This is a genomic window from Metabacillus bambusae, from assembly GCF_017497975.1.
In the GTDB taxonomy this organism is placed as follows: Bacteria; Bacillota; Bacilli; order Bacillales; family Bacillaceae; genus Metabacillus; species Metabacillus bambusae.
In genome coordinates, this window is record NZ_JAGDEL010000024.1 from 63,108 (window position 1) to 78,011 (window position 14,904).

The following is a 14,904-nucleotide window of genomic DNA, read 5'->3' on the forward strand; positions in this document are numbered from 1 at the left end:
CATATCTTGCTGTGGCTTTTCTTTTAAATGAATAAATAGATACAATGTTATACTTTCTTATCACCCAAAAAAGCAACCCTCAAAGCGTTTTTTCCATACCTGTTATCGATATGAAAATACGGCTTTTTTATGAGTTGCTTTTTATAGTTGCTGTTATTTAATTTTTTCTCTACGTGCTTTTTCTAATATTGATTGAATACAGCTTGTTTTTGCACTAGCATATTCATTTCCATTTTCCCATTTCTTTAACGATAGCTCTTGTTTGACTTTTTCATACAATTGACGATCTACAACTGAATTCCTTAAAAAGTCTCGGAATAATAGATGATCGTTCCACCAATCACTGTTATTAGGTACAACATGTATATGTGATTTTCGTTTTCCATGTGGAATTTCAATAAAATTTTCCTTTGTCAAAACGCTAGGAAATGTTTCTTTATCTATTGTTTTCAATCCAATAAAAAATCGGCGAAATGGTAGCGCTGTTCATTATAAATAGGCAAATAAACAAATGACGCCTCGGCCATTCTTGATGCAACAGTATCAAGCAGCGACTCTTCTTTTATACCGATCATGATATCGATAATCGGTTTCGCCGATAACCCACGAATTGATGTACTTCCGATATGTTCAATTAGTGGCTCTAAGTCTCCGATTATACCTGTTAGCTCCTTTTTTTCTTCTTCAAAATCTACTGGCCATTTCGGATTATAGCTAGATAATGTAATTTTCATACTTCTCCCCTTCTGTATTTACATTTTTCACAAACTTAAAATCTGATCTTGGCGATTAATACGTTATATAATAAGCCATCCTAAGGGTGAAACTTATTCACATTATGTATTAAGTTACACTTTCAGGAGATAATTAATAGGACTATATAAATAAAAGAGGACTTGTATGTACTTATTATTAGCTGGGACATTTTTCATCATAATTGCTATTTATTTTGTAGATTGGGCAATGTGGAAAGAATTTAATCCAACAATAAAATTCTACATTATCTGTAACCTACTATATAATTTTATCTTCTATAATCATACATTATGGTCTTACGATGCATCCTCCATAGTATGGATAAAGCATACGTTTATTGAAATTGTATTTTCATTTATTATCATACCAGTCATCATTATGATTTATCTTCGTTTTTTTCCTTCTGGTCGGAAAGGTATAGGTTATATATTTTTATGGATTTTCTGCTTTTGGCTTATTGAGGTTACTTTCAGTAAAATGGGGTATTTTGTTTATGATAATGGATGGAATGAATGGTGGTCACTCTTTTTTAACATGATTATGTTTCCGATCTTAAGATTACATAGTAAGAAACCTTTAATTGCTTTCATTTTATCTGTACCTATCATCCTAATTTTGCTGTTGTTCTTTCATCCTTCCTTAAATGAGATAAAATGACTACAGCACAATAAACCATTTAATAGTACGCAAAACTTATTACTTACTTTTCAAAATCGTTAAAATTAAAACCTAAAAAAAGAGGCAGACTTCTTAAAAAGTGTGGCCTCTATTCTGAGATTTTTTTTTTAGTCTACTTTAAATAATTCTAAGCACCTTTATATTCAGTAACTCCAAATGTGTCGTCTTTTGAGTATCCATTAAAATAAATGTCTAAGTCATGGAACAATCGGTGCAGTTTAATCATTGCGTCACGGTCATCAGATTCAATCACTTGTTTTGCAGTATTCTCGATGCTGATAAAATCCTCTGATAATCGTTTATCCTGTATTTTTACCCCTTTAAATGCTTCAACGATACTTAAAGCTGTTTCTTGTTGATCTTTATAGTCTGCTGTTACAACACGCCCCCAACATAAGGTAGTATTATAAAAATCATGAAACTCCTCTATAAAGTCATGTCCGTTTTCAAACTCACTTGCTGAAAATACGACGATATCCTCTTTTGTCGGTTCATTTACAACCTCTTCTGAGAAGTCCTCACTTTTTTCTTCTATTGTTGTTCCAGGATTAGAGGTTGTATCAGAATTCATTGGTTCAGCTGATTTTCCGGATGAAAACAGCGTCCAACTCACCCAACCTGCTAAAACAAAAAATAAGCATATTATGCTAGACAATAGAATCCATTTTTTATGTTTCATGTTCATTTCCTCCCTTATTGTCATCCAGTACTAATCACGGTAGCAAAAGTATTTCTAATACAATCTCCACCTTAGAAAATAATTCAAAAGGATGATGTGAAATTTTTCAAAAAAGACACTTGAGCTACATACGAAAAACAATAATAATTGCAAAACAGCCTTCAATAAAAATATGTATGCATGAATCTATCTATTATCAATGTTTTCCTACCCTTAATAGGAAATTATACCCAAAACCCCTTATATAAAGAATTGGTTTTCACAAAAAATAGTAAGTGGTTGACTCAAAATCAATGAGTCAGACCCCTGCAACATAAAATATAGCCTCTCGATGAGTTGAAAGATACTATATCCAAGTTGGATGGGTCTGACACTACTGAGTCAACCTCTTACTTTTCGCTTTGTCAGCCTATTTAGTTAAACAACAATTAAGATTGTGCTTCCTTTTGCTTGCGTCTTATTAAATAGATTACACCACCACTAGCAACTAAAACAAAACCAATTGTCATCATATTAAACATATTTGTTGCAGTGATTGGTAAAAAGTTTCCAGCTGAGTCTGTGTTAGAATTAGAACCACTATTCGATCCGTTTCCAGAATCAGAGTTATTTACATCTTCATCTAAACTATCATCATCATTCGACATATCATCACCTGGAACTTCATTTGGGTTTACACCTGGATTTTCTCCTGGGTTTTCTTCCGGTTCTGCTCCAATTGTAATTCTTCCTTCAACTTGAGTTTCAACTATACCTAATTCAGTTAAATATTCTTGAAACACATCATAGTCTGGTATAAACAACTCAGTCATACGTCCATCGTCTTTTGCAGCCTTGAAAGAAGTATATCCATCTCCACCGTCTGCAATGTATGCATTTGTAGCAACTGTGTAACTCTCGTCTAGATTAATTTGTTCGAAGCCTGATTCGGTTTGGACTTCAACACTGTGAACACGGCTACCAGCTGGTTGATCAGGATCATATCCAAATTTCAAGCCTGCTACTTGTGGGAAACGGCCAGCAATATCCTCAACCTGACTAACACCATTTTCTAGTGCATCAATTATTTCTTGACCAGTTAGATCTAGCGTTACTAATGTATTAGCAAATGGTAGTACTGTTAAGACTTCACCTAGAGAAATTTCACCTTGGTCAATTGAAGCCCGAATTCCTCCAGCATTTTGGATTGCAATTGTTGCACCAGTATTTTGTTCCTGTGCTCTCCATAGCATTCCGTCTGCGATCAAGTTGCCTAAGTTTGTTTCTTTCGTACGAACATCATCGCGTTCTCCATTTAAAAATACTGAGGATTCACCAACGATTACATTTTTCAACTCTTCAATCGGCTCTGCTAATTGTGCTAAACGTTCAGAAGCTACTGTATTCTCTTCTATCAAATAATTTCCGTTTTCATCTTGGGCATCTAGGTCAATAAGATTTTGATCCCATGATGTTAGAACACCATCTTTATCAAACGTTACATCAGCATTTCCTAAGAAGTAACTATATTCTTGCGCTGATAAAATAATTGTTGGCTCAACATCCTCATTATAAACAATAGGTTCTTCAAGTAAAGTATGACTGTGCCCACCAACAATTACATCAATACCTTCCACTGATTCTGCCAAAACCTTATCATAGTTATAACCAATATGTGTTAATGCAATAACTTTGTTAATTCCAGCATTTTCAAGCATTTCAACTGTTTCTTCTGCTTTTTCAATGTAGTTCTCAAACACAATGTTTTCACCTGGATTTGCAAGAATTGATGTGTCTTCAGTTGTTAAACCGAATACACCCACCTTCTGACCATTTACTTCCAAAATTGTTGCAGGATAGATATTTCCGTTTTCACCTGGATTTCCAATTTCATCTTTAAAAAGATTATTTATACTTGTATCCTTTGAATAATCAATATTTGCACTTACAATTGGAAATTCAGCTTTTTTGATAAAGTCTGCAAAAACACTTGGACCTTTATCAAATTCATGATTACCAGGTACCATGGCATCATATTTCATCATGTTCATAAACTCTAGATCAGCTTGTCCTAAATATTGATTAAAGAATAATGTACCCGAAAATACATCACCTGCATCAAGCAGGATTGAATTGTCAGCTTCCTCGCGAACCTGCTCAACAGCTGTTACACGACGAGCCACATTATCTAAATGTGCATGTGTGTCATTTGTATGCATTATGGTAAGATTCCAATTATCAGTACTAACATCCAAAGCATATTTGCTAAATCCAGTATCTAATGTTTCAACAAATTTAATGTTATCTGATTGATCAGCTAACGATTTAGCAGATGGTGAAGATTCAAAAGTTACATTAACATCGCCATAGATCGGAGCAATTGACCAGTTGTTATCTGCTGAAGGATTAACTTCGCCTTTTTCCATAATATAATTCATAACAGCTTGGCGATTTTCATCTGGATATTGCTCAATAATTTTAGATGAAAGGTTCCCAGGGAAATTTCCGCCACCAGACGCACGATAATTATTTGTTACGACTAAAAATTCTTGATCTAAGTCGATTGGTTTCCCATCATACATTAAGTCTTTAATTCGAGTTGATTCACTATTAACAACCGTACCTCTTGTATTATACTTTGCAGGCTTTGTTACATCGATTTGATATGTAACACCATCAATGACATCATAGTTATATGTTGGAAACTCTGTATTCACTAAATTTTGTTCTGCTTGAGAAGTAGGATCAATTTGATTAAATTGACCAGCTGACATTTCCAACCACTCTTTTACATCAGCACCTGTTATTTTAACGATTTGGACGGTATTATCATAAAGATAGAGATCTCCAACATTTTTAATAGCTAAATCTCCTTGAGGGATGTTCGTAAAATAATCAGCCCCATTACGCCCACCTGCTTTAAATGGTGCACCAACAGATAATAACGGCATTCCTTCATATTCTGTACCCTTTAGTTTTTCTTCTGCATACCATTTTTGGGCATCTGTCACGATTTGAATGGATGGATCATCTTGAACTAGGGCAAAGAAACTGTTGATAGGAGCTGACGTCGTACCAACACTTTTTCTTACATAGTCTAGAGTAGATTCATGGGCACCCTTAACCGCAGCAACCATCTCTTGATTTTGTTCGGTTACACCTGAAATTGACTCTGCTTTCGATTGAGAATCTACTACTTCCCATTCTTCGTCACCCTCAATGACAGCAGTTCGTTTTAATTCAAGATCAATCAAGCCTAAGTGACTACCCCAGTTTTTCGGCATAACAACTGGTACCCCATTAACAGTACCTTTTACATTATCAATATTTGCAACAGCATTAAATCTTGCATCACCTGGGAAAAGATTATGCTGGTGTCCAGATACAACTGCATCAATATCAGTAACCTGCTTTGTTAAATCAAAAACAGCATTTTCTGCTCCAGAAACACCCTCACTTGAATCTACACCTGTATGTGCCATAACAATGATTAAATCTGCTCCTTGCTCCTTCATTTCAGGAATGACATTTTTCGCAGATTCAACGATATCCTTAGTGACCACCTTGCCGTCTAAATGCTTTTTATCCCATACGTTAATTTGCGGTGGAACAAATCCAGTAAACCCAACCTTAACAGTATGAGTTTCACCATTATCATCAACGAATTCTTTTTCTACGATTTCATACGGTTTAAAATAATAGTCCTCCTGATTACCAGCATGAAACACGTTAGCGTTTACAACCGGATATTCAGCATCATCCATTGTTTCATTTAAAAAGTCTAATCCATAGTTGAATTCATGGTTTCCTAATGTTCCAGCATCATAATCTAATAGATTCATTGCAGATATAATTGGGTGGACTTGTCCATCACTTAAACCTTGCTTGTATACATATTCTCCCAATGGATTCCCTTGAATTAAATCACCATTATCAACTAAAATGCTATTTTCTACTTCAGCCTGGCGCTGCTTTAATAATGTAGAGGTTCGAACCAAACCAAAGTTCGTGACCGACTTGTCTCCGTAATAATCATAATCCATAATATGCGCATGAATATCTGTCGTTTCCAAGAGTCTTACTTTCATTGTTATAGGTGTTTCCTCAGCATTCGCAATGCTAGTTATTGATGAGAATGGTAATACACTAATTGCTAGAGTTGTTGCTAAAGCACCGTGAAATAATTTCCGCTTCATTATCCGTCTAATTCTTCTCCTCAAAACGTTTCCACCTTTCGGATCTTTTTTATTTTTTTCTAATACTTTCTTACTACAAAATCATTGTACTAATTTAATGTAAAGAAACTTGTAATTTTATGTACATTTTTTGTAAACTAATGGAAGCTTGTGTAATAATTTATGATATTTCCACGAAAAGCACAAGGGTCCTTCACACTAAAAAAAGAAAGAAGGATGACTAAATAGTGTTTTCAATACACTTTTTAGTCATCCTTCTATACTATTTATACTTTTGTATACCGTTCGTAAAGATCATTTAATGTTTCACAGCCTTTTTGATGAAGCTTATTAACATAAATACTCCAAAGCTGTGCTGTTAATTTCGCATCATTTAACGCATGATGTCTACCTTTTACTGTAATTCCGTTATACTCACAGCACTCCTCTAGCGTTATTAGCTTTGCATCAGGTTCTGCAATCCGATACAAAAAAGACATGTCAACTAAACGATGCTTAAATGGTGCACGATATAACTTCCATGAGGCATGCTGTAAAAATATTTTTTCATGATTTGCATGATGAGCGACTAGTGTATAGTCTTGAGCAAATTGAAAAAATTGAAAAAGAACCTCAGATAATGGAGGAGCATTTTGTAACTGTGTATCATAAAGACCAGTTAATTGACTAATCTCTTCTGATACGCTTTTTTCTGCTCTAACTAGGGAATAAAATGTCTCATTCTCAATTATCTTTTCACCTTTTACCTTAATGGCTCCAATTGAAATAATTTGATCACCTTGATCTGGATAAAAACCTGTTGTTTCTATATCAAATACAATGACATTTAATTCAGTTAGAGGAATGTTTAATGTTTCTTCAACTCTCATTTCACGCTGTAACTGCCTTAAATATGCTACTTGCTGCTGACTTTGTCCACCTTGAGATGCACCAATTTTCCCTTGGATGCCTTTCATAAAAAAAAACGGGTCAAATGTCATTTATAAACACCCTTTTTCAATAATCCCTTGAACATATTGATGTAGCTTTTTACCACCCTTCAATATGTTTTTTATTTCTCTTCGTTCATATTTTGCTAAATTCCTTATATTCAAGTAATGTACATCATCATAAGATTTGGCATTTGCAAACAAAAGTAGCCTATACTCAAGAAGCTTTTCAAAATTATGCTTATAAGGAGGCAGTTCTTTACAGTAGGCATCATTTTCACAGAGAATATCAATTCGTTTCAGCGTTGATGTCTCAACCAAACCCTCTTTTATCGCTAAAAGTCTAATCGCATTAACGTATGGAAGAAATGCAGCTTTTTTCATATCAATGCAACCTTCATATTTGCCACTAGGCTCAACGTATATTTGACCGAGTGGTCCAACAGATTGCTTAATATGCTGAATATTATCTAAAAACCGTTGTAATAGCTGATGATTTTGTACTTGATAAGAAAAAATAAATTGTTTTAGCTCATCCACATAATCACTTTCACCTATGAGACTGCGAGAATCATAGAAAATTTGCAAATAACGAATCGACTCCCAGCTTTTCTCTTCCATCCACTTAAAAAGCTGTTTCTTCCAATCAACAATTGATTTACACCATAAGGGATTTGAACTCATGATTTTTCCCTCACAATATGGATATCCAATATGATGTAGCCCTCTTGAAAGCTCTTCACCCAACTTTTCAAAATAATCGCTTGCTTTTTTACTGTGATCCTTATAGATTAGCCCATGATCTTGATCACTTATAATCCCTTGTTCTACACGGCCTCCACTTCCCATTACAAACCATGAAAATTCACATGGGGGTAAACCGTACGATTTTTCAAGATGAAAGAGTGCTAATTTACTAGCACTCCTCATCATCTCATCATGAAAATTATTTAATCTTTTTGTATCGAACTCAAATTGATGGATATGTTCATCTTTCCACTTTTTTATTGACTCATACGAATCAAATTCACCATGCATGAGAGACACTCCCTCACCATTTATCAGGTTGTACGTGCTAGACCAAGCTTCTTGCTTATGAGCCAACATTTTGATCTTTAGCTACAAACAACTCAGGATAACCATAACTGCCATGTTCACTCATATCTAATCCCATAATCTCTTCTTCTTCTGAAACACGTAATCCGTTCATAAGTTTTTTCGCAATAGCTAATATCACAAATGATACAACAAATGCGTATGCACCAGAAGCAGCTACTCCCATAAATTGTACGCCAAGTTGTGTAAATCCACCACCATAAAATAATCCTGGTAAGCCAACAGTTGCTAGTTCAGGTGTTGCAAAGAAACCTGTTGATAAAGTTCCCCAAACACCAGCAACACCATGAACTGATAATGCATAGATTGGATCATCAATTTTTCTCTTCTCAAAGAATCTAGCACTATAGAATACAAGAATTCCAGCTATAAAACCAATCACTACTGCTGCCCATGTGTCAACAAATGCACATGATGCCGTAATTGCTACCAATCCTGCTAAAGCTCCATTTAACATTGTTGGAATATCTGATTTACCTAGTACCATCCAAGAAATAATAAGTGCTGATACAGCTCCTGCTCCTGCTGCTAAGTTCGTATTTAGAGCAACAAAACCAAAGAATCCATCATCAACAGCTACAGTACTACCTGCATTAAATCCAAACCAACCAATCCATAAAATTAGGACACCTAAAGCAGTAAACACTTGGTTATGACCTTGAATATTATTTGCCGAACCATCTTTATTGTATTTACCAATACGTGGTTTTAAAAGAATCGTTGCTGCAAATGCCGCCATTGCACCAGTTAAATGGACAACTGTAGAACCAGCAAAGTCCTGTTTACCATGCTCTGCTAACCAACCGCCACCCCAAATCCAATGTGCAATTACCGGATAAATAAGAGCAGAGAATAAAACAGTAAAGACTAAGTAAACTGAAAGCTTAGCACGTTCTGCAAATCCACCTAAAGCGATTGTGATTGAAATACCTGCAAAAGCTAATTGGAATACGAAAAATACAGATGTTGCTAATCCCATATCTTCCACTTGATAACCAGAGTAAAAGAAATCTGATAAACCAACTAAGAAATTTCCATTACTACCAAAAATAAATCCATATCCTACAGCCCAGAAAACTAATGAAGCAAGACCAAAAGTGAAAATGGTTTTACCTGCAATGTGTCCAGCATTTTTCATTCGAGTTGAACCAGCCTCAAGTAAAATAAATCCACCTAACATAAAAATAACTAAAATTGCACCTAGCATGACCCATAAACTATTCATCAAAAACATTGTATCCATTGAACTTCCTCCCCGTGTAGTTTCATAACTTAAGATGTAAGAAAATATAACATCTCGTTCTTATTTACTATTTTATACGATAACAGCAAAGTGTCAACCCGTTTTCAGAAGTTTTTAAAAATTCTATGTTAGATTATCTAACATATTTTTATAAAACATCTTATTTTCTCGCTCAACATCCTTAGAAAAATGTTTTTCAACATAAAAAAAAGCATCCTGTAGGTAAGATACTTAAACTATTTACAATTATTTTGTTTTTTTCTTTAATTTCTTATTGTTTTTCATCTCTATAAAATCGAAAAGGACATCGTAATTAAAACAAACGTTAGCAGGAACGAACTTACAATAATCGCTGTTTGAATCACATTCAAACCAACAGAAAGCATTAGTACCAGTACCACTGCAGAATCTGCTGATGTAACAATAATTAACAAACCACAGTTAACTGAAGCTGTTAATAAATGAAGGCTCTTTTCTAAGAGATTGTTGCTTTTAAAACGAAAACGATTTAAGGTTGATTGGAGCGGAAGTGCGAGACTCCTGCGGGAGCATCTGAAGTGGAAATCAACCACACCGCATTACTTGGTAAATAGCAACAAAGTTAGCGAAAACAACCTAAATGAAAAACAACAATTCTCCAATTCCATTTGGATTGCATTACTAAAAAGGCTATAATAACAATGAATAAGAAGAAATGCTTTTGACATGCAGTTAAAAATACTTAGACAAGAACACTATTGATTTGTTATTATTCAAAAGGTTTCCAAGAAAAGAGGTAATTGAGAAATGAACATCATCGATTCAACAATTGAAAAACTAGAAGATCCATTTAGTATCCTTACAGGTGATCGATATGAAATCTTCCTTACATTAGAAATAGATGAGGAAGATGAGCTTTATAGTGAGCATGGCATTAGACTAAAGCTAATATTTGCAGTCGAAGGCGACAATGCTAAAATTGCCCAATATGATTTTATCGAAAAAACAACTGAACGTTTTTTAGACTTTGCATTGGAAGAGGAAGAAGAAAAGGAAGTCGAAGAATATTGTAAGCAGCTCATCGAACAATTATAGGGATTACATAACAAAAGCTCAGGGCGCCTTTATCAGAGATCTATGAGATAAAAGAAACACGAAGAGCACAAGCGTTCGATGTTGGCTTAGTATTAGGAGAGTGAAGTTGACTAGGCGCTGGTGCTGAATGTCAAAACACTCAACCTCTGTTCAAGAATTTTTTAATTTCATAAACGATAAGAAAAGGATTAACTTTATTAAAGATCCTCAATAAAGTTAATCCTTTTTTCTTTATTAAAATTAGATAGCTTTTTTAACATTAATCAGTTTTTTAACAAAAGACATTTGATTCTGCTTAGGCTGTTTTCTAACAATTAATATCAATTGAAAAACCAATAGAAATAATAATGATTTCTTATAAACAAGATATCGTGGCTTCCAATCTGTTGCAAATTTAGCCTTGTAGCTTCGTAATCCTTTAAAATTGTAAAATTTACAACCGTTCATAAAAGCGTACTTTGCCATTCTCTCTCGATATGGAGCGCCCTTATGTGTTCCTACATTCGATAATGGCGACATTCCTAAACTACAAGATATATACCCTTTTTCCTTCGCCCACAAAATCGTAGAAAGAAACACCATATCCATTGCTCCTGATGGACTATCATTCGTGTACCTCATCAAATCAATACTAAGCGTCTCTGAATCTTTATAATCAGAAGGTAAACTCGCAAAAGCAATCAGGCGTCCAGTTTGATCTCTCAAGGTCGAAATAGGAAAAAGCGCAATATAATCCTCCTGAAACGAACTAACAGAAAAACTTTTTTCTTTTCGATCAGCTAACCATTCATTTGAAACTGCTGTTAGCTCGTTTACAAACTCTGAACGAAATGGGGGATACTCAACAGAAAAAACATATCCCTCTCTTAAGAATTTATTTTTCGTTGTACGCATCTTCGCGCTCTTCTTTCCTTCAATTGAAAAGTTTTCTAAACTAACGTTGGCTTCTTCACCAACTTTAAAGAAATGATAACCGCGATCATGATAAAATGACATAAAACGATCACTCGCTTGATAAAAGATAGGAGTTACTCGTTTATCACTAGCAAATTGAATGAATTCGTCCAGAGCTGCTTCAAATTGAACTTCATCTCCAATTGGATCACCAAGCACAATATATTTATTACCTCTTTTTCTATAGGAAATCAATACAGAGTCATTTTGAGCAGAAAAAACTTGTTTATCCTGTAGAAAAAGGAGATGTGACAACGTGTTCCCACCATATTTTTTTATAAACGACAGTGCAAAGGTATCATCAAATGTTTTTTCATTTCCTTGTTTTTGGTTATTTACTACTAAAATGTAAAAACAAGCGCTGATACAAAGCAAGAAAATGAACATATTTAGCAAATAACTATCCCCCTTAAAACTTTCTACTTATACAAGATACCATAAGAATCACATTGAACAAATAAGTTTTTCTTACCTATTTCTACGTTCTCCTCGAATAGTTTCTTTGAAATTGGACATCGTAAAAGGAGACGTATGTAACGTGAAAGGAGGAGAGAATAAATGAATGTGAATAGAGCAAAAGAAATTTCACAATTAGGTGAGATGGTGAATGTCCACTATCAGAACGAAGGTATTTATATTCAATCTGTTGATGAAGAGCAGGGAACCGCTAGGATTTATCCACTGAATAATCCTCAAGAAGAAAAGAGTGTACCTGTCGACCATTTGATTGAAGGATAAATTCAATCTAAAGAACAAAAGCGCAAGCGCCTTGATCAGCCTCAGGCAAATAAGATGATTTAGAATAGAAGGCGTTCTTTGCCTTCAATTCTAAATTAGCTTATGACCTCAAGGGGCTAGGCGCTGGAGCTGGATGTCGCGCACTTATCCACAGTTTAAGAATTTTATAATTTCCTAAACGATAAAAAAGAGGCTAACCATTATTTAGGATAGCCTCTTATATGCTTATTATAATTTTACAACGTCTTCTGCTTGAGGACCACGGTTACCTTCAACGATGTTGAATTCAACTTTTTGTCCTTCTTCTAACGTTTTGAAACCTTCACCAGTGATAGCACTGAAGTGAACGAATACATCGTTTCCTTCTGCAACTTCGATAAATCCGAAACCTTTTTCTGAATTAAACCATTTTACAGTACCTGTAGTTTTCATGAGAGAAACCTCCAAAGATTTTTTAATATGTTACTTATATATTTACTCGGTAAATAAAATTCACATATTATAGAGAATATCAAAGTAAGGAGTAGATAATCTCTATAATATGTGAATTATATAGCTCCATATTTGGTAATTTGAAATAAACATACAATCTATTTATTTTTATCATTAATTATAGAAATTGCAAAACCTCAAAACAACGAAAGCCCTACCTCTCTTTCGTCCTTACGGCTCCTAGTCCGCGCCAGTGTGAATTGATAAATACGTATCTGTGACTTTTTAAAGACCTTGTATAGGTCACATCCAGAAACCATAGTATTCACATAGCACTATAAAAAGTGAAGCATTAAAAATAAGCACTTCTATTATTCTAAACGATTTATCATTTCTTGTCAATGTAAACACTTTTTTTGTAAAATACTTTTGAGGATTCTATCTATTATAGTAACCTAATATCCTTTCTTATTAAGCATTTGCACAAAGAATAATAAACTAGCAGAAATCAATATCATCGATCCCACCCATTGCCAAGCCATCTCCATATTTCCACTATCAATTGCCACATAGATAGCAGTAGAAACGGTTTGTGTTTTACCAGGAATATTGCCCGCAAACATAAGAGTTGCACCAAATTCTCCTAAAGCCCTTGTAAAACTTAATACAAAACCTGTAATGATATATTTTATTGTTAGTGGTAATGAAATGTAAAAGAAAACTGATGATTCACCTGCTCCATCTACCCGTGCAGCCTCTTCTATTCCAGAATCAACATGCTCAAACCCCGCTTTCGTCACTTGGTACATAAGTGGAAAAGCTACGACAACTGAGGCAATAACACCTGCCCACCACGTAAATATAATCGGGCCATTAAAAAGATCTTGTATCACATCACCAATCGGACTATTTGTTCCAAATATGACAATCAAGAAAAATCCGACAACAGATGGAGGTAAAACTAAGGGTAAAATAAGAATTGTCTCGATTAACATCTTTCCAATGAAATTGCTCTTAGCCATCAATCTCCCTATAAAAGTACCTAGGATCATAACAACGACACTCGCGATTACTGCTATTCTCAGTGATAATAAAATAGGATCCCAAAACTCAATATTCATCCTTACCCCTCAATCTACTACGTTAAACCCATATTTTTTAAAAATACTCATTGCATTTTCATCTTGCAGGAAATGATAAAAATCAATTGCTTCATTTTTATGTTTCGATGTATGGATCACACCAATTGGATAAACAATTGGTGTGTGTAAAGAAGAATCTATTGTTGAAATTCTTTTAATCTTATCCGATATGTAAGCATCTGTTTTATAAACGACTCCTGCAGAAACATTACCTGTTTCAACATATGATAAAACTTGACGAACATCCTTCGCAAAAATAACACCATTTTCAATTTGTTGCCAAAGCTCCAGATTTATAAAGGCTTCCTTTGCATATCTTCCAGCTGGTACCGTTTCTGGAATCCCTATCGCTAGTTTATCTACCTTTTTTATATCTTCGATAGAAGTCAATTTAGAACCTTTAGGCGCTATTAATACAAGCTCATTTTTTAAAAAGTGAATAGCTTCGTTTTTATAGATAAGATTTTTATTCACTAAATTTGTAAACGTTTCTTCATCCGCGGAAAGGAATATATCTACTGGTGCACCTTGCTCGATTTGCTTCCCCAATGTTCCAGATGCTGCAAAATTAAGATGAAGATTGACCTCATTTTCTTGTTCGTATTGTTTCTTAATTTCTTCTAATGCGTCCTTTAGACTTGCCGCTGCTGAAATCGTTAAATCAACTTTTTGTTCTTCAGTAGAAGTAGAAGAACAACCTAAGGTAAAAATAAAGCATACAAAACAGAGAAGATAATATTTCAATTTCATCCGATCATCCACCACTAACTGGGGGAATCAATGCCACAACATCACCTGAATGAATACTATCTTGATCAAGTGCATATTCTTCGTTTACAGCAACCATAACGTGTTCTAAAGAGCCTAATTCATAATTTGTTTCCATTATTTTTCTTAATTCTTTTACAGTTAAAGATGAGTACTCGATTTCTATTATTTCTCGACCTGCTTTATCCTGTAAATGTGCAAACAATAATACTTTAATCAT

Annotated in this window: 15 protein-coding genes; 3 read left to right on the plus strand and 12 right to left on the minus strand. The window is 34.4% G+C overall.

Going from position 1 to position 14,904, the window contains the following annotated elements; all coding sequences use genetic code 11:
* Window positions 1–153: 153 nt before the first annotated feature.
* Complete coding sequence (locus tag I7822_RS23385; protein WP_207981483.1) at window positions 154–417, minus strand: GrpB family protein; 264 nt, start codon at window positions 415–417, stop codon at window positions 154–156.
* Between the two features lie 32 nt (window positions 418–449).
* The gene (locus tag I7822_RS23390; protein ID WP_207981484.1) at window positions 450–734 is read right to left on the minus strand and encodes a GrpB family protein; all 285 of its coding nucleotides are present in this window, start codon (window positions 732–734) and stop codon (window positions 450–452) included.
* A gap of 166 nt (window positions 735–900) precedes the next feature.
* Here I7822_RS23390 and I7822_RS23395 point away from each other — a divergent pair, with 166 nt between their 5' ends.
* The gene (locus tag I7822_RS23395; protein WP_207981485.1) at window positions 901–1,413 is read left to right on the plus strand and encodes a CBO0543 family protein; all 513 of its coding nucleotides are present in this window, start codon (window positions 901–903) and stop codon (window positions 1,411–1,413) included.
* A 148-nt stretch (window positions 1,414–1,561) separates the two neighbouring features.
* Here I7822_RS23395 and I7822_RS23400 read toward each other — a convergent pair whose 3' ends face one another.
* The 5 genes from I7822_RS23400 to I7822_RS23420 all read right to left on the minus strand — a co-directional run bounded on the left by I7822_RS23400 (window position 1,562) and on the right by I7822_RS23420 (window position 9,576).
* On the minus strand, window positions 1,562–2,113 hold the full coding sequence (locus I7822_RS23400; RefSeq protein WP_207981486.1) for a hypothetical protein: 552 nt from the start codon (window positions 2,111–2,113) through the stop codon (window positions 1,562–1,564).
* Window positions 2,114–2,541: 428 nt separating this feature from the next.
* Complete coding sequence (locus I7822_RS23405) at window positions 2,542–6,312, minus strand: bifunctional 2',3'-cyclic-nucleotide 2'-phosphodiesterase/3'-nucleotidase (RefSeq protein ID WP_207981487.1); 3,771 nt, start codon at window positions 6,310–6,312, stop codon at window positions 2,542–2,544.
* 242 nt (window positions 6,313–6,554) lie between these two features.
* On the minus strand, window positions 6,555–7,268 hold the full coding sequence (locus I7822_RS23410; RefSeq protein ID WP_207981488.1) for an exonuclease domain-containing protein: 714 nt from the start codon (window positions 7,266–7,268) through the stop codon (window positions 6,555–6,557).
* The gene (locus I7822_RS23415; RefSeq protein WP_207981489.1) at window positions 7,269–8,255 is read right to left on the minus strand and encodes a DUF294 nucleotidyltransferase-like domain-containing protein; all 987 of its coding nucleotides are present in this window, start codon (window positions 8,253–8,255) and stop codon (window positions 7,269–7,271) included. It abuts the gene before it with no gap.
* Between the two features lie 55 nt (window positions 8,256–8,310).
* Complete coding sequence (locus tag I7822_RS23420) at window positions 8,311–9,576, minus strand: ammonium transporter (protein WP_207981490.1); 1,266 nt, start codon at window positions 9,574–9,576, stop codon at window positions 8,311–8,313.
* 786 nt (window positions 9,577–10,362) lie between these two features.
* On the opposite strand from I7822_RS23420, the gene I7822_RS23425 reads away from it, so the two are divergent.
* A complete protein-coding gene (locus I7822_RS23425; protein WP_207981491.1) occupies window positions 10,363–10,650 on the plus strand; it encodes a DUF6509 family protein in 288 nt (95 codons plus the stop codon).
* A gap of 240 nt (window positions 10,651–10,890) precedes the next feature.
* Here I7822_RS23425 and I7822_RS23430 read toward each other — a convergent pair whose 3' ends face one another.
* Window positions 10,891–11,991 (minus strand): phosphatidylglycerol lysyltransferase domain-containing protein, encoded by a 1,101-nt coding sequence (locus tag I7822_RS23430; RefSeq protein ID WP_243459649.1) that lies wholly within the window; start codon window positions 11,989–11,991, stop codon window positions 10,891–10,893.
* Window positions 11,992–12,162: 171 nt separating this feature from the next.
* On the opposite strand from I7822_RS23430, the gene I7822_RS23435 reads away from it, so the two are divergent.
* Window positions 12,163–12,342, plus strand: coding sequence for an H-type small acid-soluble spore protein (locus I7822_RS23435; protein ID WP_207981493.1), 180 nt, complete (start codon window positions 12,163–12,165; stop codon window positions 12,340–12,342).
* Between the two features lie 228 nt (window positions 12,343–12,570).
* Here the strand turns inward: I7822_RS23435 and I7822_RS23440 are convergent, their stop codons facing one another.
* The 4 genes from I7822_RS23440 to moaD all read right to left on the minus strand — a co-directional run bounded on the left by I7822_RS23440 (window position 12,571) and on the right by moaD (window position 14,904).
* Window positions 12,571–12,774, minus strand: a complete 204-nt coding sequence (locus I7822_RS23440; RefSeq protein WP_066330721.1) for a cold-shock protein — start codon at window positions 12,772–12,774, stop codon at window positions 12,571–12,573.
* A gap of 455 nt (window positions 12,775–13,229) precedes the next feature.
* Window positions 13,230–13,895, minus strand: a complete 666-nt coding sequence (gene modB, locus I7822_RS23445; RefSeq protein WP_207981494.1) for a molybdate ABC transporter permease subunit — start codon at window positions 13,893–13,895, stop codon at window positions 13,230–13,232.
* Between the two features lie 9 nt (window positions 13,896–13,904).
* Window positions 13,905–14,666, minus strand: a complete 762-nt coding sequence (gene modA, locus I7822_RS23450) for a molybdate ABC transporter substrate-binding protein (protein ID WP_207981495.1) — start codon at window positions 14,664–14,666, stop codon at window positions 13,905–13,907.
* A gap of 4 nt (window positions 14,667–14,670) precedes the next feature.
* Window positions 14,671–14,904 (minus strand): molybdopterin converting factor subunit 1, encoded by a 234-nt coding sequence (moaD, locus tag I7822_RS23455; protein ID WP_207981496.1) that lies wholly within the window; start codon window positions 14,902–14,904, stop codon window positions 14,671–14,673.